Origin of the sequence: Paenibacillus sp. JNUCC32, assembly GCF_014863545.1 — a bacterium.
Taxonomy (GTDB): Bacteria; Bacillota; Bacilli; order Paenibacillales; family Paenibacillaceae; genus Paenibacillus_AQ; species Paenibacillus_AQ lautus_A.
In genome coordinates, this window is the sequence record NZ_CP062260.1 from 3,353,726 (window position 1) to 3,372,142 (window position 18,417).

At 53.7% G+C, this 18,417-nt stretch carries 16 protein-coding genes; 7 read left to right on the top strand and 9 right to left on the bottom strand.

Annotated features, from left to right (window positions below):
* The first annotated feature begins 50 nt into the window (after positions 1-50).
* Positions 51-869, top strand: coding sequence for an AraC family transcriptional regulator (locus JNUCC32_RS15110; protein ID WP_090911011.1), 819 nt, complete (start codon positions 51-53; stop codon positions 867-869).
* A gap of 98 nt (positions 870-967) precedes the next feature.
* Here JNUCC32_RS15110 and JNUCC32_RS15115 read toward each other — a convergent pair whose 3' ends face one another.
* A complete protein-coding gene (locus JNUCC32_RS15115) occupies positions 968-1,282 on the bottom strand; it encodes a hypothetical protein (protein WP_192572516.1) in 315 nt (104 codons plus the stop codon).
* Positions 1,283-1,376: 94 nt separating this feature from the next.
* Entirely contained in the window at positions 1,377-2,078 is a 702-nt protein-coding gene (locus tag JNUCC32_RS15120) for a TerC family protein (RefSeq protein WP_015734420.1), read from the bottom strand.
* 515 nt (positions 2,079-2,593) lie between these two features.
* Here JNUCC32_RS15120 and JNUCC32_RS15125 point away from each other — a divergent pair.
* The 3 genes from JNUCC32_RS15125 (at position 2,594) to JNUCC32_RS15135 (ending at position 4,580) form a co-directional block, all read left to right on the top strand.
* Positions 2,594-3,205 carry a TVP38/TMEM64 family protein gene (locus JNUCC32_RS15125; RefSeq protein ID WP_015734419.1) on the top strand — a complete coding sequence of 204 codons (612 nt, stop codon included), beginning with the start codon at positions 2,594-2,596 and terminating at the stop codon, positions 3,203-3,205.
* A 93-nt stretch (positions 3,206-3,298) separates the two neighbouring features.
* On the top strand, positions 3,299-4,264 hold the full coding sequence (msrA, locus tag JNUCC32_RS15130) for a peptide-methionine (S)-S-oxide reductase MsrA (protein ID WP_096773208.1): 966 nt from the start codon (positions 3,299-3,301) through the stop codon (positions 4,262-4,264).
* A 133-nt stretch (positions 4,265-4,397) separates the two neighbouring features.
* Positions 4,398-4,580, top strand: coding sequence for a DUF2188 domain-containing protein (locus tag JNUCC32_RS15135; protein WP_015734417.1), 183 nt, complete (start codon positions 4,398-4,400; stop codon positions 4,578-4,580).
* A 65-nt stretch (positions 4,581-4,645) separates the two neighbouring features.
* Here the strand turns inward: JNUCC32_RS15135 and JNUCC32_RS15140 are convergent, their stop codons facing one another.
* Positions 4,646-5,338: a YitT family protein gene (locus JNUCC32_RS15140; RefSeq protein ID WP_009592920.1), complete on the bottom strand. Its 693-nt coding sequence runs from the start codon at positions 5,336-5,338 to the stop codon at positions 4,646-4,648.
* Positions 5,339-5,828: 490 nt separating this feature from the next.
* Here JNUCC32_RS15140 and hmpA point away from each other — a divergent pair, with 490 nt between their 5' ends.
* Positions 5,829-7,034 (top strand): NO-inducible flavohemoprotein, encoded by a 1,206-nt coding sequence (gene hmpA, locus JNUCC32_RS15145; RefSeq protein ID WP_192572517.1) that lies wholly within the window; start codon positions 5,829-5,831, stop codon positions 7,032-7,034.
* Between the two features lie 201 nt (positions 7,035-7,235).
* Here the strand turns inward: hmpA and JNUCC32_RS15150 are convergent, their stop codons facing one another.
* Positions 7,236-7,745, bottom strand: coding sequence for a Crp/Fnr family transcriptional regulator (locus tag JNUCC32_RS15150; protein ID WP_096773206.1), 510 nt, complete (start codon positions 7,743-7,745; stop codon positions 7,236-7,238).
* Positions 7,746-7,926: 181 nt separating this feature from the next.
* On the opposite strand from JNUCC32_RS15150, the gene JNUCC32_RS15155 reads away from it, so the two are divergent.
* Positions 7,927-8,313 (top strand): YhjD family protein, encoded by a 387-nt coding sequence (locus JNUCC32_RS15155; protein ID WP_015734413.1) that lies wholly within the window; start codon positions 7,927-7,929, stop codon positions 8,311-8,313.
* A 29-nt stretch (positions 8,314-8,342) separates the two neighbouring features.
* Positions 8,343-10,490: a YhgE/Pip domain-containing protein gene (locus JNUCC32_RS15160; protein ID WP_192572518.1), complete on the top strand. Its 2,148-nt coding sequence runs from the start codon at positions 8,343-8,345 to the stop codon at positions 10,488-10,490.
* Between the two features lie 125 nt (positions 10,491-10,615).
* Here the strand turns inward: JNUCC32_RS15160 and JNUCC32_RS15165 are convergent, their stop codons facing one another.
* From JNUCC32_RS15165 to JNUCC32_RS15185, 5 genes are read right to left on the bottom strand one after another with little or no spacing between them, the layout of a single operon-like run.
* Positions 10,616-11,701: a glycosyl hydrolase family 18 protein gene (locus tag JNUCC32_RS15165; protein WP_192572519.1), complete on the bottom strand. Its 1,086-nt coding sequence runs from the start codon at positions 11,699-11,701 to the stop codon at positions 10,616-10,618.
* A gap of 30 nt (positions 11,702-11,731) precedes the next feature.
* Entirely contained in the window at positions 11,732-13,489 is a 1,758-nt protein-coding gene (locus JNUCC32_RS15170; protein WP_192572520.1) for a polysaccharide deacetylase family protein, read from the bottom strand.
* Positions 13,490-13,533: 44 nt separating this feature from the next.
* The gene (locus JNUCC32_RS15175; RefSeq protein WP_192572521.1) at positions 13,534-15,405 is read right to left on the bottom strand and encodes a glycosyltransferase family 2 protein; all 1,872 of its coding nucleotides are present in this window, start codon (positions 15,403-15,405) and stop codon (positions 13,534-13,536) included.
* A 20-nt stretch (positions 15,406-15,425) separates the two neighbouring features.
* On the bottom strand, positions 15,426-16,739 hold the full coding sequence (locus tag JNUCC32_RS15180) for a nucleotide sugar dehydrogenase (RefSeq protein WP_192572522.1): 1,314 nt from the start codon (positions 16,737-16,739) through the stop codon (positions 15,426-15,428).
* A 1-nt stretch (position 16,740) separates the two neighbouring features.
* Entirely contained in the window at positions 16,741-18,228 is a 1,488-nt protein-coding gene (locus JNUCC32_RS15185) for a polysaccharide deacetylase family protein (protein ID WP_192572523.1), read from the bottom strand.
* Positions 18,229-18,417: the final 189 nt, after the last annotated feature.

The window sequence follows — 18,417 nt, forward strand, 5'->3', positions numbered from 1 at the left end:
CATGAACAATCTGGTCATTATTTTCTTATTCTTCAAAGGGGACTTTAGCAATGGATTCAAATCTTTCCAACCAAGTCGTAGCAGCGGATTTCTCATTTCATCGCAAACCTTTCAAGATGTCCCTGGCGGACGGTTTCGACACCTATTTGATGCGTTGGCAGACCGACGGCAAATGCCGCGCCAAAATCGACGGCAAGCTGTCGCTCGTCGAGGCAGGGGATCTGTTGATCTTCACGCCCGGACAGCCTTATGAACTTCGAATCGATGACGAATACAACGCATTGGGTGAATTGACCATCGAAAGCGGCGATTATCATATTTTTTTCAAAGGGCCTTGGGCGGACGCGTGGTGGAATTCCAAGAAACGCCCGACCAAAATCAGGGTGCCGCTGGAGGAGCGTTACCTGAGTCTGTTTCGGCAAATTCTGCTCGAGCAGCGGCGCGTATCGGATCCTTATCCCGAGATTTCGGATTACACCGTGCGGATTCTGTGCCTTGAGGTGGACCGCCTGTTATCGGAGCAGCCGTCAACAACCCCCAAGACGTATCTCGCCTACCGCATGAAGAACTACATTGAGGAGAATGCCTCCTCCATGTTCAAGCTGGAGGATGTCGCCGCCCATGTCGGCATCAGCGTTTCCCGGGCAGTCCATCTGTTCAAGGAAGCATTCGGCACCACCATCATGCAGTACACCATGGACGTGCGACTGAGCATGGCAAAGGAACGGATCGTTTTCAGCCCCCTCTCCCTGGAGGATGTCGCCGAAACCTCCGGCTTTGCGAACTACACTTATTTTCACCGCGTTTTCCGTTCCCGATTCGGCGTTTCGCCTAAGCAATTCCGCATGTCCAGCCGAACCTCCAATTAATGGTCATACTTCCACGGTAAAAAAGCGGGCCGACCAAGGTTTTTCCTTGATCGACCCGCTCCTTCTTTGAATCGGATGTAAGATATTCCATGATTCCGTTACTTCTTGTCAGGTCCAAGGGTGGCCGCTGCCTCGGCAACAACGATAGCCAAGTCTTCATTACCGAACATCGACAGGACGCCAAGCAGGGTCTGATCCTGTATTTCCCCAGCCTCTTCTTTGGGCACCGTCAGTTCAAGCACGCGCGTCAACCGCTCATTGTCCGGTTGATCCGGATAGGCTTTACGGTACAGCTCAGCCGGATCCAGACCGTGATTCACACACCACTGGGCAAATACGAGGATCATCATATCCTCATCCTGACGGTACGATTCCGCTATCCGTTCTTCTACGGACTTCCCCGCAGATTCCATGCATTACTCCTCCTCATGCGAACAGGGTTTTATGGGCTCTGTTCGTTCATGAAGACATTATACCGCTTGGTTCCCGTTCAGACAAAGTCTTAAACTAGTCGACCATCTTTACCTGTACCGGGTTGCTCTTCGCTTTGTGCTCATTCTTCTTCTTCATCCAGGTTCCGATGCCGATGACGATGGCAATGACGATAACCTCAAACCCGTACTTCACGACGCCATTTGCGAACCAGCCGTGAATCATCGGCTCTTCCACCACCATCTTCGATGCGGTCCAGGCTAACACCGCAGCGCCGATCGTGATGATAATCGGGAAGCGATCCGTCAGCTTCAGGATAATGGTACTGCCCCACACCATGATCGGAACGGAAATCGCAAGTCCGACAATAACGAGCATGAAGCTTTCACCGGCAGCGCCTGCTACGGCAAGAACGTTATCCAGTCCCATCATGGCATCCGCGATGATGATCGTACGGATAGCCGCCCACATTTGGTTGCCCGCGGAAATTTCATGCTGCTTCTCATCGACCAGCAGCTTGTAGGCGATCCACAGCAGCGCGATGCCGCCGATCAAGCGCAAGCCGGGGATCATCAAGAGCTGGACAACGAGCAGCGTGGCTACGATCCGTATGATGATCGCACCGACGGTTCCCCACAGGATGACCTTCTTCTGGTCCTCTTTCTGGACATTGCGAGCGGCGAGACCGATAACGATAGCATTATCGCCTGCCAGCACGAGGTCAATGAGGACAATCGACAGCAGCGCGGTCCAAAATTCCATCGAAAGCAAATCCATGATTCCCCACCCTTTCTTCATGTTCTGATTAGGCTTTCACCTACCGATGTCCTCCACCCAAAAAAACGCTGTTCCCTTCATCGGTAGGGTCTACAGCGTTTTTTGGGCGCAAAAATAGACCTCCACCTCATCATGAAACAATCAGGCAAAGGTCTCGCTAAACAACTCATCGTTGCCAATAAAGCCGGGGATGGTTAGTCCCGTAATGACGACTTTACTTACGATATAGAATTTATAAGTCATCGGCAGAGCCCATGAGATTCTATATCGCAAGAAAACCTACCGTTGAAGTCGCGGTTGTTCATCCTTGATAAGGCCACGACAGAGGTTTTCTTATGAAGCTACTCCCCTTTGGGAACTATTCGGTTGGACATATTATAACATACGAAAAACCGCTTGTATATTCAAATTTTTCCATAGTATCGATTGCGAGAGTCTTCGAAAAACGGGCAGCATGCCTGTTTTTTTGCTATCATGGTGCTATTCAAGTCAACGATGCAAAGTGAGGATTCTACATGAAGAGATGGATCATCCCCATCCTATATGCGGCAGTACTGGCACTTGCTTTTTCATACAGGCATGATATCACGGAGTGGCTGGAGAGCGATCCCCCGCTCTTCCTCATGATCCTGCTGGCAGCCCTGCTTGCCTTATTTCCCATTGCCCCCTACAAAGTAGTCATCGCTATTCTCGGGTATGCATACGGCACCGTCTGGGCGGCAGCCATATCGTGGTTCGGAACGACGATCGCCGCCGTCATCCTGTATGCGGCTGTGCGGTCTTTATACCAGGAGTCCGGCAGACGGCTGCTTGGGAAATACACGGCTATACATAGGTTTACGACCGCGGTCGAACGGCGCCCCTTTCAGTCGATCCTGCTCGCCCGCCTGCTGCCCGTGATACCCCAAATGGCCGTCAATTTATATGCCGGCGTCGCCTCCATCCCATTCTGGACGTACACCGCCGCTTCCGCCATCGGCAAAATTCCAGCCATCCTCCTGTACGCCTGGCTTGGCAGCGGATTGGCCGATCATCCGGTCATCTTCGCGGCTGTTGCGGCAGGACTTATGCTGCTAACCGCTTTGTTCATGGCCGCTTTCCGGTGGTATAAGGGGAGAACGACATAATCGGAGCAATATTTTGGTTTCCTTGACCAAAATGATTATAATAACAATAAGACTTACATTTTATATTGTTATCAAACGATGGAGGGATAATATATGAATAATCGTTCAACCCCAAGCGAATTGGCTACCTTTGCGGGAGGCTGCTTCTGGTGTATGGTCTCTCCTTTTGACGAGCTGCCGGGCATTCTGAAGGTCGTTTCCGGTTATACTGGCGGCCACAAGGAAAATCCAACCTATGAAGAGGTATGCTCCGATACCACAGGCCATTATGAGGCCGTTCAAATCACCTATAACCCGGAAGTTTTCCCATATGAGAAGCTGCTCGAGCTTTTCTGGCAGCAAATCGATCCTACGGATGAGGGCGGACAATTCCATGACCGCGGGACATCCTACCGCACCGCTATTTTTTACCATACGGAGGAGCAGCGCGTGCTTGCGGAGCAATCCAAGCAGGCCGTGGCGGCCAGCGGACGTTTCGACGGACCGATCGTGACGCCGATCATCCCGGCGAGCACCTTCTATGAAGCCGAGGAATACCATCAGGATTACCACAAGAAAAATCCGAGCCATTACAAACGCTATCGCAAAGGCTCCGGACGGGAGGATTTCATTGAGCAGCACTGGTCGGAGCCTGTGGATACCGCCGAGCTTAAGCAGCGCCTGACGCCGATACAATATGAAGTGACGCAGAACAACGCCACCGAACCCCCGTTCCACAATGAGTATTGGGACCATCATGGGGAAGGCATTTACGTCGATATCGTGTCCGGCGAGCCGCTCTTCAGTTCTACGGACAAATACGACGCCGGCTGCGGATGGCCGAGCTTCACCCGTCCGATTCGCGAATACAACATCAAGGAAAAAATGGATCTTACCCACATGATGGTCCGCACCGAGGTACGAAGCAAAAAAGGCGACTCTCACCTCGGCCATGTGTTCGACGACGGGCCCGGACCGAACGGGCTCCGTTACTGCATCAATTCCGCTGCGCTCCGGTTTGTGCCGAAGGAAGAAATGCAGAGGGAAGGCTACGGCGAGTATTTGCAGCTGTTCGAATAAATCCAAATTTCCAAATGCATTGCCCCTCAGGGGTAATGCATTTTTTTGTGCGGTTGAACCCGTTTATTCAATTTGGTTGCACGGGGTAATATACAGTACATGCCATGAACAGTTGAATTGGAGGGATCGTACCATGCCTTGGAGCAAAAATGATTATCCGCCATCCATGAAAAATCTGGAGCCCCGGGTGAGGAATAAAGCCGTGGAAATTGCCAATGCCTTGCTGGAGGAGAACTACGATGAGGGACGTGCCATCGCCATCGCCACCGCCAAGGCACAGGAGTGGGACGAGAACCACCCCAAGGACGAGAAGTAATCGATTTAAAGCACATGAAAGAAGCTCACCCTGCATGCGGGTGAGCTTCTCTTATTGGGACCGCATTACGAACGGCCGCTAACGGTATGCTGCGCTGTTTTCGGAGTAACCGGAGTGCTTGGGGCACGGACCGCCTTCCGAACCGGTTTCTTTTCCGCTTTCTCGGTACCGTATGTCACTGTGATGGTGATCACTTGCCCGGCAATCGATACGGCTAATATAGTATATAAGGTTTCAACCAATGGCATATAGAATAGCGATAATAGCAGTACTACGGCATCCATCAGGAAAAACACCGTCCCTACCTTAAGCCCGCTCCACTCGCTGAACAGTACGGAGATTACGTCGTCACCGCCTGTCGCCCCGCCATAGCGGAGCACGATGCCGGCTCCAAAGCCCGTCAATAATCCGGACAGCAGCGCGGCTGCCAGCAAGTTATGATTCAGATCGATAACCAGCGTGGAATACCGCTCGATCAATGCGTAGAACAAGGTAAACATGCTCGCCGCAACAACGGTATTGAATATGAATTTCCGACCCTTGATGAACAAGGCAATCAGCAGTACCGGTATGTCCATAAGGACCATACTCAATGCGGGCGGAATATCAAGCGCATATTTGCCAAGCAGCGCAAGGCCGACAAAGCCGCCTTCGGTCAAATGATTGTGAAAATTAATGTGATAATACGTAAAAGCCATTAAAAACGTTCCGAACAACATCGCCGACATGGTGATAAATGTGTTTTGTCTTTTCCTCATACAGGATCCCTCTTGTCGTAGTAGATTGGTCAGACATAGGCCAATCTCTACCTTGAGGCAACCTGGAGGAGTTCATCCTTCGAACCATAGTTCCCATCCTTTCGTAGAGACCGTCCTTGTCTTCAGACGTCCGACTTCGCTCTACAAAGGAAGCTATGTGTATGAGAGATCATAACGTTTCCAAATCGTCCTTTGGGGATTCGTCCTTCGGGGACACATGGTATCCTGATCCTTTCTCGTTTTAGTTAGAGTGCTAACATTATTATAACACAGTTGGCATACAAGCTAAACAGCTGGCTAGAATGAATTGGAATCTCTATATGGAATATGTAAAAAATCCAGCTTTAAGAACCTCCTGCGCGTAAAAATGTTGTTCACATATTCGCTGAATCCGATGTGATCTTAATCACAAGAGCCCCTCCATCGCCTGTCTATACTTAAAGGGAACACCAACTCGACTAAGTATCATATGAATCAAGGGGGAGTCTGCATGTTAAGCCAACGTACGATCGAGGTCGTTAAATCGACCGTGCCGGTTCTGGAAACCCACGGCACGGCAATCACAAGCGCATTTTACCAAAAATTGTTTCATCATCACCCGGAACTTCTTAACATATTCAACCATGCGAATCAAAGAGAAGGCAAACAGCCCTTTGCCCTGGCCAATGCCGTATACGCAGCCGCGGCCCATATCGACCGTCTTGAAGCCATCGTCCCGGTTGTTAAACAAATCGGACACAAGCACCGGGCATTAAACATTTTGCCGGAGCACTATCCGATCGTCGGCGAAACGCTGCTCGGCGCCATGAAGGATGTGCTGGGCGATGCCGCAACGCCCGAAATTATCGAGGCTTGGGCCGAAGCTTATGGCGTCATTGCCGATGTCTTTATCGGCATCGAGGCGGATATGTACCAGCAAGCCGCAAACAAAGCCGGCGGCTGGAGCGGATACCGTAATTTCGTCATTGACCGGAAGGTGGAGGAAAGCTCCGTCATTACTTCCTTTTATCTGGAACCGCAGGACGGCGGGGAAATTTCCGATTATCTGCCCGGCCAATACATCACGCTTCGGGTAAAACCTGAGGGCGAAGCCTATTATCATAATCGTCATTACAGCCTCTCGTCCGCACCCGGACATCCTTACTACAGAATTACGGTGAAACGAGAAGACGAGCTGGATGGAAAGCCTGCCGGCATCGTCTCCAACTGGCTGCACCGTCATGCAGAGGTCGGGACCGTTCTCGAGGTCACGGCTCCGGCCGGTACCTTTACGCTGGATACGGACTCCGATCTTCCGCTTGCCTTGATCAGCGGCGGCGTCGGTTTGACTCCGATGGTGGCCATGCTGGAATCCGTGCTGCTGAATCAGCCGGAACGGAAAGTAAGCTTTATCCATGCGGCCAAATGCGGCAGTCAGCATGCAATGAAGCTGCATATCGATGAGCTCGCCTCGAAGCATCCGCAGCTAAGCACGTACGTCATTTATGAACAGCCGGAAATGGAAGACACTTGCCACCAAACCGGCTACATCGATCTGGAGTTCCTTCGCAAAACGGTCGATCCGAAAGCCGACTTCTATTTCTGCGGGCCGGTTCCGTTCATGCGTGCCGTGAACGGCCATTTGAAAGCGATGGAGGTGCCTGCTGACCGGATCCACTATGAATTCTTTGGTCCGGCCGGTTCGCTGGAAAGTTAATATTAGGTTAAACCGTATCTCAAAACCCAAAAAGATGCCCCTTTTGCAGAAGAGGGGCATCTTTTTGGGTTTGGCGCCTTCCGGCAGCATCGATCAGCCGTGAAGGGTGCATCGACTCATTGCTTTGTCCGGCGCATGCTCGTACAGGGTTTTATAAACCGATGTATAAAGCCGGTTCAGGCGTCGGCAAAGGGATATGGGCTAAACGTGCTTGCCGTGCTCCCGCAGCAGCCGGTTTACCGTTTCTCTCCTTACCCCGATCAGTTGTCCGATCTCTTCCTGAGTCAAATATTCGGTCAAATGTATCCCTTGGGAATACTCATCCAGCCATTGAATCAGCAGCTCCAGCCGCTCCGCCGGCCCGCCCACGGTTAAGTGATCCAGCCTCATCTGCATGAACCTCACCTTTTCCTGCAGCAATCTGGCAACCTCGAGCGGTTTTCGCGGATCCTCCTCCAGCTGTCGATACCAAGTTTCAGCCGATATTACCTCCACTTCGCTCTGAATCAGCGCGATCGCGGTTCCATGCGTTTCCTTCGGGCTGATCAGCGAGTGATGGGGTACCGTTTCGCCGGGATATAAAATATTGAAAAGCACCATATTGCCGTTGGCATGCAGACGGGTCACCTTAAACAATCCGCTCCGAATGTGATATAAATGATCCCCGCTATCCCCTTGCCGGAACAATATTTCGCCTTTATGCAGTATCATGGTTAATCTCCTCCAGAAAAAATGCAGTTATCAGGAGTGTAAACGATATGCCGCCATGAATCCACTGAGGTGATCACAAATGCCAGAAATTAATGGTTGCAGGCCGAATAAGGATGGCATACCATGTATATAATAGAACGTGCGTTCTTATATTTTTTTCATGTCCGGGGATGTGTCTCTTATGATGAAACCTTCCACTCCTCCTCCGCCTTCGGTCGAAGACGAAGCCCTGATCAAAGATTATCTGCTGCATGACCTGCTTCAGTCTGTTCTCGAACGGGATATTGGAATCCTCAAGACCCTCAAGCTCAAAATGGCCGAAATCTATATTTTAAATCTGCAGCATATCCAAAAAGGGATTTCGGCACGCGCCTGGTCCATTCAACAGCAGATGAAGCGGCGCGGCATCCGGATTCAAAGCCAGGGCCGTACCCCCGAGGAAGGGCTGCAGGTGCATTATCTGTGCCGCGGGTATGAAGGCAGCCTGCTCTGCGATCGGCCCTCTCTCAAGGAAGAGATAAAGGAGCGGCTCGTTTCGTATCTTGGCACGGATTTGGCGGCATACTAGCTCCAACTACGTACAAGACAGGAGCGCTCATGAAGAATATTATCCATATATATTCTGCCGATATCCGTAGAATCGTCCGCAATTGGGCTGCAGCCGTTATCATCGGGGGTCTTGCCCTCCTTCCTTCTCTATATGCCTGGTTTAACATCGAAGCTTCCTGGGATCCCTACGGCCAAACCTCAGGTGTATCCATTGCCGTTGCCAACCTGGATAAAGGCACCACCCTTCGCGACCAGCCCATTAACCTGGGCAAAGAAATCGTGGAGTCCCTGCATCGCAATGAGAAGCTGGGGTGGCGGTTTACGGAGGACAGCGAGAATGCGATACAGGGGGTGCGGCGCGGCACCGATTATGCCGCTATCGTCATTCCGGAGAACTTCTCCGCCCGGATCGGCACCGTACTGACCAATGAGCCCGTCAAGGCACAGATCCTCTATTACACGAACGAAAAAATCAACGCCATTTCGCCCAAGGTGACGGCCCAGGGGGCATCTGCCGTCGTGGAGGAAGTCAGCAAAAATTTCATCAAAACCGCCAACGGCACCATCTTCGAGATTTTCAACACGCTCGGGATCGAGATCGAGAACCAGCTCCCTGCGATCAACAAAGTACGAAGCTTGCTGTTCCGGCTCGAAAAAAGCTTTCCCGAGCTCAACGAGGCGGTGAGCACGGCCCAGCAGGATATCAAGCTGGCCAACCGGTTGGTTCAGCAGGCCGATGCCGCTCTGCCCCGCCTTGAAGGGATTGCCACGGACGGCAAGGAAATGGCCGGTGCGCTGGCGGAGTTCGCGAATCAGGCCGCAGGGGCCTCGAAATCGCTGGAGCCTGCGCTGCGGCAGGACTTGGAGGTGCTGGGTGCAGCCACCGGAGCGCTTTCGCAAGTGCTGGACGCGCTAGGGCAAAAAGGCATCGACCCGAAGGAGCTGGCCAGCCGCCTGACCGCTGCGAAGGAGCGCGCTCAGACTGCAGCGCAAGCCTCGGCCCGGCTGGGGCAATTGTTCAAGCGGCTGGGCTCGATCTCCCCGGCGGCGGCTTCCGCGGCGGCCAAGCTCGAGGACATTGCGGCACGATGGACCTCGGCTCAAGCCGCGCTCCAAACCATTGCCCAAGCCGTGGAACGGGGGGAGGAAGCTCCTGCGGATTCCATCGATAAGCTGAAGAAGCTGACCGATGACATTACGGGGCTGACCGACGCGCTGCTAAGCCGGTACGACAGCGAAATCGGCCCGGCGATAAGCAAGGCCTTCACCAAGGGCTCCGATACGGCCAAGCGCGTTCAGCAGGAATTGACCCAGGCGCTTGCCAGCGTCCCCGACATCCAGCGTTTGCTTCAAGATGCACGGAAAGGGCTCAAAGTGGGAGGCCAAGAAGTGCAGCTCGCCCAAAATCGTCTGCCGGAGGCGGAGCTTCGGATTACGCAGCTGGCCAACCGGCTGCGCGAGATGGAAGCGGAAGGGGATATTCAAGAGATCATCGATCTTCTCCAAAACAATTTCGAGCTCGAGAGCCAGTTTTTTGCCGAGCCGGTTACGCTGGAAGAGAATCGCCTGTACCCCATCCCGAACTACGGCTCCGCGATGTCGCCCTTCTTCACGACCTTGTCCTTGTGGGTTGGCGCCCTGCTGCTCGTTTCCCTGCTCTCCGTTGACGTACATGATGAGGAGAGAAGCTTCCGCAGCATCGAGGTTTACTTCGGACGCTATCTCACCTTTCTGACCATTGCCCTGTTCCAGGCGCTGTTCGTTACCCTAGGCGATATTTATTTGCTGGGAACCTACGTGGTGAACCCCGGCTGGTTCATTCTGTTTGCGCTGCTGATCAGCTGCGTTTTCATGCTGATCGTCTATACGCTGGTGTCCGTGTTCGGCAATGTCGGAAAAGCGATGGCGATCGTTCTGCTCGTGCTGCAGCTGGCGGGCGCTGGCGGGACCTTTCCGATCCAGATGACGCCGCCGTTCTTCCAGGCATTACATCCGTATTTGCCGTTCACCTATGCCATCAGCATGATGCGGGAAGCCGTCGGCGGCATCCTGTGGGATATCGTCATCCGCGATATGCTGCTCATGCTGGTCTTCGCGGCGATCGCGCTTGTGATCGGGATCGTGCTCAAGAAGCCGATCAACCGGGCCAGCAGCGGGCTGATCCGCAAAGCGAAAGCTTCAAAGCTCATCCATTGACTCCCCTTTCGATGGGGACGGACAGAATGAGGAGCGGACTGCCCCCCGAATGTTCCCATACGTGAAAGGACACCCCGAGCGACTTCTTATTGAAGCCGCGGGGTGTCCTTTTGGGTTATGCCAAATCATTCATGATGGGATTGATGTCGAATTTCGCTCAACTTCTGCAGCGTATTGGCATCCATTTCGCCGAGCCGCCAGATCGCAATCTTCGAAATGCCCGCCTCCCCCGCCGCATTCATCCATCCGGCAAGGGTCGTTCCGTCCGCATACCATACGGTATGCCCGATGCCTTGGTCGTCCGTGTACTCGAAGTATAGGGCCCCGCTGTCCGGATCCCGCTTCGGTTCGTCCGGGCTGGCACGCGCCAGCTCTACCGCACGCTTCTCCGTTAAAGAAACCGCCTTGCCATTCTTCGCCCAGTCAAACCCGCCAACCGACAGCGCGATGGCATGGTCTCCCGGCAGCTGCCGCAGTTTGCCCCCCAGCTCCTTGATCATGGCATAATCCGCCTTCGGTCCGGGTCCGCTATGCCCCCCGTACAGGTTGTATGCCATCAGGACATAATCCGGCCCCTCCGGCAGCTTAAGCGATGACAGGGATACGCCCGGCTCCAGCACGATTCGGAGCGAGAAGCCTTCCGCCCGGAGACGCTCATACAGTTCCTCGTACAGCGCGGAGAGGTTGGCCCCATCCTCCTTGCGGACCTTCTCGTAATCCAATTCCACGCCGTCGAAGCCGTGCTGGGATGCCATGTCCAGAATCTGCCTGATATGTTGGCTGCGGCTTTCGGGAGTAGCGACGAGCCGGGATATCAGCTCCGGATCCTTCTGTTTGGCCGTTCCATCGGGATGGAAACGATCATTGACGATCGTCAGGACGCCGCGAGCCGGCTCCCCTTCCTTGGACGCCTCCAGGAACGCAGGCAGCGCCTCCCGAAAATCCGACGTCAAGTAAAGCTCGTCTTTATGATTGAAATAGGCTGCAAACAGCTTGATTTCTTCAAACTCACCACCAAGCTGCTTCCAATCTGTCATGCCCGTTTCCCACTGCCAATCCGTAATCCAGGCAGACAGCTTGACTTGCGCCTGGAGCGGCTGAGGCAGCATCGATGGCTCCTTCTTTTGATCCTCCAACCACCAGAAGGAGACGGCAGCGCACAATACCGCAACCCCCGCAGCTGCCGCCCATTTCTTCCTGCGATTCTTCATTCGTTGTTCACGCCCTACGCTACCCAATTTTTAGAAAGTCTCGACAGCCCAGTCGACCGCGCGGTTCATGCTTCGCTGCACGCCGGTCAGGACACCGGCAAGTCCGGTCGGCTTGTTCGTGAACAGCAGCTTACGTTCGGCACCCGGTGGCGCCGACATAATCGTGACATCTTCAAAGACGGCGTCGTAAATATCATCCTTCTCGTTCTGCTCATGATACTCCGATTCTAGCGCCACGCCTCCTGCGCCGATCGATGCATCCACAGGCTGCCGGTCCAAAAGCACCTGCCGATCAACGCTCACGGACAGGGCATCGCCTTTCACCGAAATCTCCAGCCACCGATTTCCGAGTATGTTGACAGGGTACTCATTCTCATCATCCCGGTCTCCGGACAGCGTCTGCTCCTTTGTATAGACCGAAGCCTTATCGAATTGCAGATCCTCTTCGCCCCATGCCACCTTCGGCAAGGCGTACGTGAACAGCTCCTCGGGAGCTTGGCCCGCTATCTTCTGTTCCACCACCACGTGGTTGTTCTCCAGCAGAAGCCTGAGATACGAACCCTTCGTTCGGTCGTAACGGACATAAACCGACTGCCGTCCTACCACATTGCCGAGCGCTTTGGCCGAGACGGTGACGTCTTGCTCCCCGCTGCCCTTCAAATACACGGTTCCTGCCTGGGACGGGGGCGATGTGACCACCATCCGGTTATCCGTAAATTCTGCCGCTCCGCCAAGCAGCTCCCACTTGTCAGCCTGCTCCGTGTCGCCCCGTACAAACTGCATAGGCTGCCCTTGGTCCTTATGCAGCTTCATTAACAGGTGATTGGTAGACCAATACGGCGCGGGCTGGACCCGGGTCAGATTATACAGATCGCTATCCTTCGAATTGAAGGCAACGCCTTCCCGGTTGAAATTCATCCCGAACAGCTTCTGAATCTGATCCGAATTGGCATTCGCCACAAGCTGATTCATTCCTCCGCCGAGCGCATTGGCGTGCATGATCATATACGTGAGCGGAACGTAACCGAGCGATTCCGTGTAAACCTTGTCCATTGCCGCATAGTCGGCCCGGATCCGCTTTTCCATCTCGGCGCGGTTCTCGAGCGGAATCATGTTCTCGTCGCGGATGAAATCCATCAAATAGTGGTTGTAATATTCCACGTTGGATTTGACCGTCAGCTCGCGCTCGTCTTTAACGCCGACATAACGGCCCTCATCATCGAAAATATTGATATAGGTCAGCCGGTTGCCGTTAGTCCCAAGCTCCCAATACCCGGTGCGGGTCATCTTCAGCATGTCCTTCGGCTGCAGAAATTTCCGTTCGCTGTTGCCCATTTTGTTGGCATAGGACAAAAAGGTAGCCTTATAATTATATTTTTCAAGCAGCGGCTGCGCGAACAGCGCGGAATCATTCCGCCCGTCTTCAAAGGACAGGTACAGCGCCTTGTCGGGCAGCTTCTTGCCATGGCTGTAATAATCGATGATATCCTGCTGCGAAATCGTCGTATAGCCCTGTTCGTATAAGGCCTTCAGCTGGGCATCCAGCTGGGCCTTGGATACGAGCTTGGACGTCCCGGTGCGGCCGACCCCGAAATAGGACAGGGCAATAAAGCCCTGATCCTGACGCCAGGCGGATCTGTCCGGCTCCTTATATGTTCGAAAATCGAAAATCGCATTGGCCAACAGGACGGCTGCAACGGCCAATACAATGACCTGTGCCGTTACTTTGATGATTTTCCTGCGATTTTTTCGCCGAACATTGAGGGCTGTTTTTTGTTTTTTAGCCATATGTCATCCTCACTTCAATCCTCACTTCAACCGCTTTGACACGATTAGAACGGTAATCCGAATTTTTTGCCTTTGCGCTTGCGGGCTTCCTTCTTCTCCCTGGCTTCGATATCCTGCGGCGTTTCCCGGGTCCCCCACGTCGATTTCCAGAAGGTAAACCAAGCCACCGGCATCTGCCATAACAGGACGAATTCATAGAAGAGACAGAATACGAAGCCGAACACCCAAAGTCTGCTCTTCCGGAACAGCAGGTGGGCCAGGCTCATCAGCAGCGCCATCAGCAGCAATCCCATCAGGAAGGTCCCCGGGAAAATGCCGTGAACGATCGGCACGTACATGAGGTTGTAGGCAACCACGACAGGCGCGGCAATCGGCACGATCAGGCCTATGTAAAAAAACAACGCCATAAACGGCTCTTTGCGCCATATGAAACTTCCGGCCCGCAGCGATTCGCGCAGCCAGGAGCGCTTCCACCGCATCTGCTGCTTCAGAAACACCTTCATCTGCGAAGGCACGATCGTCGAGCAAATGGCAGAATCCTGGTAAGCGGTCCGGTGCGTTTTCAAAATAAAGTTCGTCATGCTCCGGTCGTCTCCGAAGGTGGCGGGCCTGCCCAGAAACTTCTGGTTCAGCCAAGCGTCCGCATGCTGCACGATCAGCTCTTTCCGATAGCAGGATAACGGACCCGACAGGCAGGTCACGCTGTCAAACCAGGACTCTGCCGCTTTCATGATCCGAAAGGCGATATAATAACGGACGGTCTGCAGCTTCGTCATGTTATTGGTATATTTGTTCTCGACGTCCGTCCGTCCGGCAACGCCGCCCATCTTAGGATCCTGAAAGGGCTGGACGAGGTGGCGAATCGCCGTCGGATCCAGGAAGCTGTCCGAATCCACGAAGACCACCAGATCATGCTTGGCCATCTCGACGCCTTTGACCAGAGCGGCCCGCTTGCCCGCATTCTCGGGCAGCACCATATAGGACAAACGCTCCCGGGTAGCGTAACGCTCCGCCTCGGAATGAATCAACTCGATCATGTCTTGGATCTGCTGTACCGACTGGTCCGTCGATCGGTCATCCACCACAATGACCTCCAGCTTGTCTACGGGATAGTCCTGATTCATGCAGCTGAGTATCGTGCGCTTGATCCATTCTGCTTCATTGAAACAGGGGATAATAATGGATACTCCCGGCGTATAATCCGGATTGATCGGCACATCGCGGTACAACGCTCCGAACAGGTAGCGCGTCAGCAGAAACAGGGCCGCGATCAGGCTGTATAAATACAGCACCATGTTGTATTTGAAATAAATGATGCTCTCTGCCCGCATCAGCATGATGAAGAGCACCGCCATGAACAGCAATGCGCTGGCGGAATATACGGAATACCCCCACCGTTTGCGCTGAAAATAATCCGTGAGCGGTTTCTCGAACTCCAAGGCAAGCAGATGCTCTTCGCCGGCTTCCGTCGAATTCAGGGCCCTGCGGACAACGGCTGCATCGATTCTGACGCTCGATTCGAAGCCCTCGGGCATAGCCCCCGGCGGGATGCGGAATCGCGCCTTCACTTTGTCGCCGACTTCGAGGCTTGAAGAGTCATCCGGCAGCCTGAGCAGAAGGCCCGTGGCCGAAATATCGGCAGCCACGCCCTTAATCCCGGCTTTTTTCTTTTTCCCGTTCGGGACAAGCAAAACTTCAAAATCCGCCTCGTAACGCAGGCTGAGCATCCGCAGCTTGTTGACGTACTCAGAGCTGGACAAATCCTCCCCGGGCTTCTGCGCCCGGTTGCCTCTTCGGTCCGCGTTCATCCGGATCTGCTCCGGATCGGGCACATAGGAAAGAGTCCGCCTGTCCGTGCGCGGAAGCGTTAGCACTTCCTTGGTGCTCTTCGGTTGCTTTCTTTTTATAATCCTCATTGCCTTCTCCCATCGTTATCTTACAAACTCCAATAATGAAAGCCATGGGCTTCGCATTCGGTTTTTGGATAAGCTCCCTTCACGTCGATCAGAAGCTTCGCCTGTTCCGAACTGAACATCTCCTTGAATGCCGCAATCCCGAGCTGCTTGAACTCCCGGTGAGCGACCGCCACAACCGCAATCTGGATTCCGCTCAGCTCGCTCATGTCCGACAGCTCGATGCCGTATTCCTCATAAGCCTGCTTCGGGTCTACGTGCGGGTCCGCCACCATCGGCCGGATTCCGTAATCCTGCAGCTCCCGAATAATATCGATGACCTTGGAATTGCGGATATCCCGGCAGTCCTCCTTGAACGAAAGGCCCATGACGGCCACCTTCGCCTTCATCAGATCTATCCCTTGGCGAATCGCAAGTTTAATGACGTGCTGGGCGACGTATTTTCCCATTCCGTCATTGATATGCCGTCCTGCCAAAATAATCTTGGAATGATACCCCGTTTCCTCGGCCTTATACGTCAGATAATACGGGTCGATTCCGATGCAATGCCCGCCGACGAGGCCAGGGCGGAACGGGAGGAAATTCCATTTCGTTTCCGCTGCGCGCAGCACGGCATTCGTATCGATGTCCATCTGGTTGAACAGCATCGAAAGCTCGTTCATAAAGGCAATGTTGATGTCGCGCTGCGCATTCTCGATGACCTTTGCCGCTTCCGCCACCCGGATGGATTCCGCCCGGTGAACGCCTGCCTCGATAATCAGCTCATACAGTCTGGCAACCGTCTCCAGCGCCTCCTGATCATTGCCGGACACGATTTTCACGATGGTCTCCAGCCGGTGGACCTGGTCTCCGGGGTTAATCCGTTCCGGGGAATACCCCACCTTGAAATCCTCGCCCAGCCGCAGGCCCGACTCCTCTTCGAGAATCGGAATGCAGACTTCCTCCGTAACGCCCGGATAGACCGTTGACTCATAGACAACCACCGCTCCCCGCGTCAAGGCGCGGCCGACCAAACGGCTGGCATTCCGCACGAATTTCAGGTCCGGCACATTGCCGCTTTTTACGGGTGTCGGAACGGCCACGATAAAGCAGCGAGCCTCCTTCAGCTTGTCCGGATCCGAGGTGAAATCGGCCGCACTGCCCGCAAGCAGGGCATCTCCGATCTCACCGGTAGCATCGAATCCGCTGCGATACTGAGACACCTTCGCCTCGCTCAGATCAAAGCCGATGACATCCAGCCTTTTCGAGAACGCGACCGCTAGCGGCAGTCCGACATAACCCAGTCCGACGACCGCCAATTTATTCACGCGGTCCAGCATGTTTTCATATAATTCCATTTTACTCCATCTCCATTGCGGCCTGGTCCTGCAACTGCATCATGTCCGCCATTTTTACAAACGTGTATCCTTTATCCTTGAGGCCTTCCAGCACGCGCGGCAGCGCCTCAATGGTATGAATGTCATCCAGCATATGCAGCAAGATGACGCTTCCCGGCTGCGTCTTGGTCATAACCCCGTTCACAATATCGTCGGCACTATTGGAAATATCCCAATCCAGCGTCGTCACGTCGTACATGGCAATCACCGGGTAACCGACTGCCGCCAACGCTTTGGCCCGTTTATCGTCGACCACGCCGGTCGGCGGACGAAACAGCATGACAGGCTGCTGCTGGATGGCTTCGGTAATGACCTGATGCGCCTTGACGACATCCTGCTGAAGCTCTTCGGGCGTCAGCGATGTAACGACGGGATGGCTGTAGGAATGGTTGGCCACGTCATGCCCGCCTTCCACCATCGCCCGCGCCAAATTCGGATTGCTTTCCACGCCTTTGGCCCTCAGGAAGAAGGTCGCTTTGACATCATGCTCGGCCAAAATATCGAGTATGCGGGTCACCGTTTTATCGCTTCCGAAATCGTCAAACGTCAGGGCGACTTCTTTTTTGTCGGTATCGACTTGATATACCAGCTCATACTTCGCCCGTTGATAATCCGGATTGATGCGGGCAGCGTCATATCCCGGAATTTGCTCGAGCGGCTTTCGCTCGCCCCCGTTCTGCACCAGCTCATCCAGCGTAACCAGACGATATCCGATATCGTCCACGGCCTTGGCAATGTATTTTATAGAAGAGACCACTTCCGGATTGACGTCGGTGTTCATGGAGATGATGCCGCCTCTGGAGACGAACCTCGCCACGTATTCTCCGATGGCTTCGGCACTCTGCATATCGCGGTCCTTCGGATTGATGTTATAGCTGACAACCGCCTTCATTCCAAGATGCGCTGCCGCCAGCGGCACATCTTCCGGGTAATCGCCCGAACGCGTCCGGACATAGCGGGGCTGGGCGCCGGTCTCCCGTTCAATAACGTCGTTTGCCAGCTTGATCTCCTTATAGATCTGATCGTAATCCAGCTTGTTCATATCCAGCTGATTGAGCGTATTGTTCTCGATTTCATGGCCTCCGGCCAAGATTGCCCCCGCAATGTCCGGCTCCTCCGCCACTCGGATGCCCGGAAGAAAGAAGGTCGCCTTGATTCCGTACGTTTCGAGTTCATCGATCAGTGCCGTCATGGTGGCTTTATCCCCCATGCCGTTAAAGGTAAGCGCCAATTCCTTCCTGGCCGTATACACGTACGGAATTTCCCTGCTCTTCTCCCCCGTATACCGCTCCACCTTTTGAGCAGGCGCTATCGGACCTCCCGCTTCATCGCTGGAGGCTGCCTTACCGCCAAAAAAACCGCAGCCGCCCAAAAACGCCAGGATCGCCAGCAAAGCGGTCATTCGGGAAAGCATGCAAAACACTCGGTTACTACTAGAAACTCTCTTCATTTGAATACTCCTTTAACATTTCAAACAGGGCTTATTGTTGAGCCCCTCCTGAACAAACCATTAGAATTTAACACCAACCTGACGTAATTGCTATGCTTTTTTGAAAAAATTCATAAAATTCCACCTTTTTCAAAAATCAATAATTTAAGAGCTTAGGAATCGTCTTCCACCTTATGTCAATGTTTGCCT

Bases quoted from the DNA above. Each gene is read 5' to 3' on its own strand.
- JNUCC32_RS15185 (WP_192572523.1), bottom strand. From the start codon at position 18,228: ATGAAGAGAGTTTCTAGTAGTAACCGAGTGTTTTGCATGCTTTCCCGA.
- JNUCC32_RS15135 (WP_015734417.1), top strand. From the start codon at position 4,398: ATGCCTTGGAGCAAAAATGATTATCCGCCATCCATGAAAAATCTGGAG.
- hmpA (WP_192572517.1), top strand. From the start codon at position 5,829: ATGTTAAGCCAACGTACGATCGAGGTCGTTAAATCGACCGTGCCGGTT.
- msrA (WP_096773208.1), top strand. From the start codon at position 3,299: ATGAATAATCGTTCAACCCCAAGCGAATTGGCTACCTTTGCGGGAGGC.
- JNUCC32_RS15165 (WP_192572519.1), bottom strand. From the start codon at position 11,701: ATGAAGAATCGCAGGAAGAAATGGGCGGCAGCTGCGGGGGTTGCGGTA.
- JNUCC32_RS15125 (WP_015734419.1), top strand. From the start codon at position 2,594: ATGAAGAGATGGATCATCCCCATCCTATATGCGGCAGTACTGGCACTT.
- JNUCC32_RS15110 (WP_090911011.1), top strand. From the start codon at position 51: ATGGATTCAAATCTTTCCAACCAAGTCGTAGCAGCGGATTTCTCATTT.
- JNUCC32_RS15160 (WP_192572518.1), top strand. From the start codon at position 8,343: ATGAAGAATATTATCCATATATATTCTGCCGATATCCGTAGAATCGTC.
- JNUCC32_RS15175 (WP_192572521.1), bottom strand. From the start codon at position 15,405: ATGAGGATTATAAAAAGAAAGCAACCGAAGAGCACCAAGGAAGTGCTA.
- JNUCC32_RS15170 (WP_192572520.1), bottom strand. From the start codon at position 13,489: ATGGCTAAAAAACAAAAAACAGCCCTCAATGTTCGGCGAAAAAATCGC.
- JNUCC32_RS15180 (WP_192572522.1), bottom strand. From the start codon at position 16,739: ATGGAATTATATGAAAACATGCTGGACCGCGTGAATAAATTGGCGGTC.
- JNUCC32_RS15155 (WP_015734413.1), top strand. From the start codon at position 7,927: ATGATGAAACCTTCCACTCCTCCTCCGCCTTCGGTCGAAGACGAAGCC.
- JNUCC32_RS15140 (WP_009592920.1), bottom strand. From the start codon at position 5,338: ATGAGGAAAAGACAAAACACATTTATCACCATGTCGGCGATGTTGTTC.
- JNUCC32_RS15115 (WP_192572516.1), bottom strand. From the start codon at position 1,282: ATGGAATCTGCGGGGAAGTCCGTAGAAGAACGGATAGCGGAATCGTAC.
- JNUCC32_RS15150 (WP_096773206.1), bottom strand. From the start codon at position 7,745: ATGATACTGCATAAAGGCGAAATATTGTTCCGGCAAGGGGATAGCGGG.
- JNUCC32_RS15120 (WP_015734420.1), bottom strand. From the start codon at position 2,078: ATGGATTTGCTTTCGATGGAATTTTGGACCGCGCTGCTGTCGATTGTC.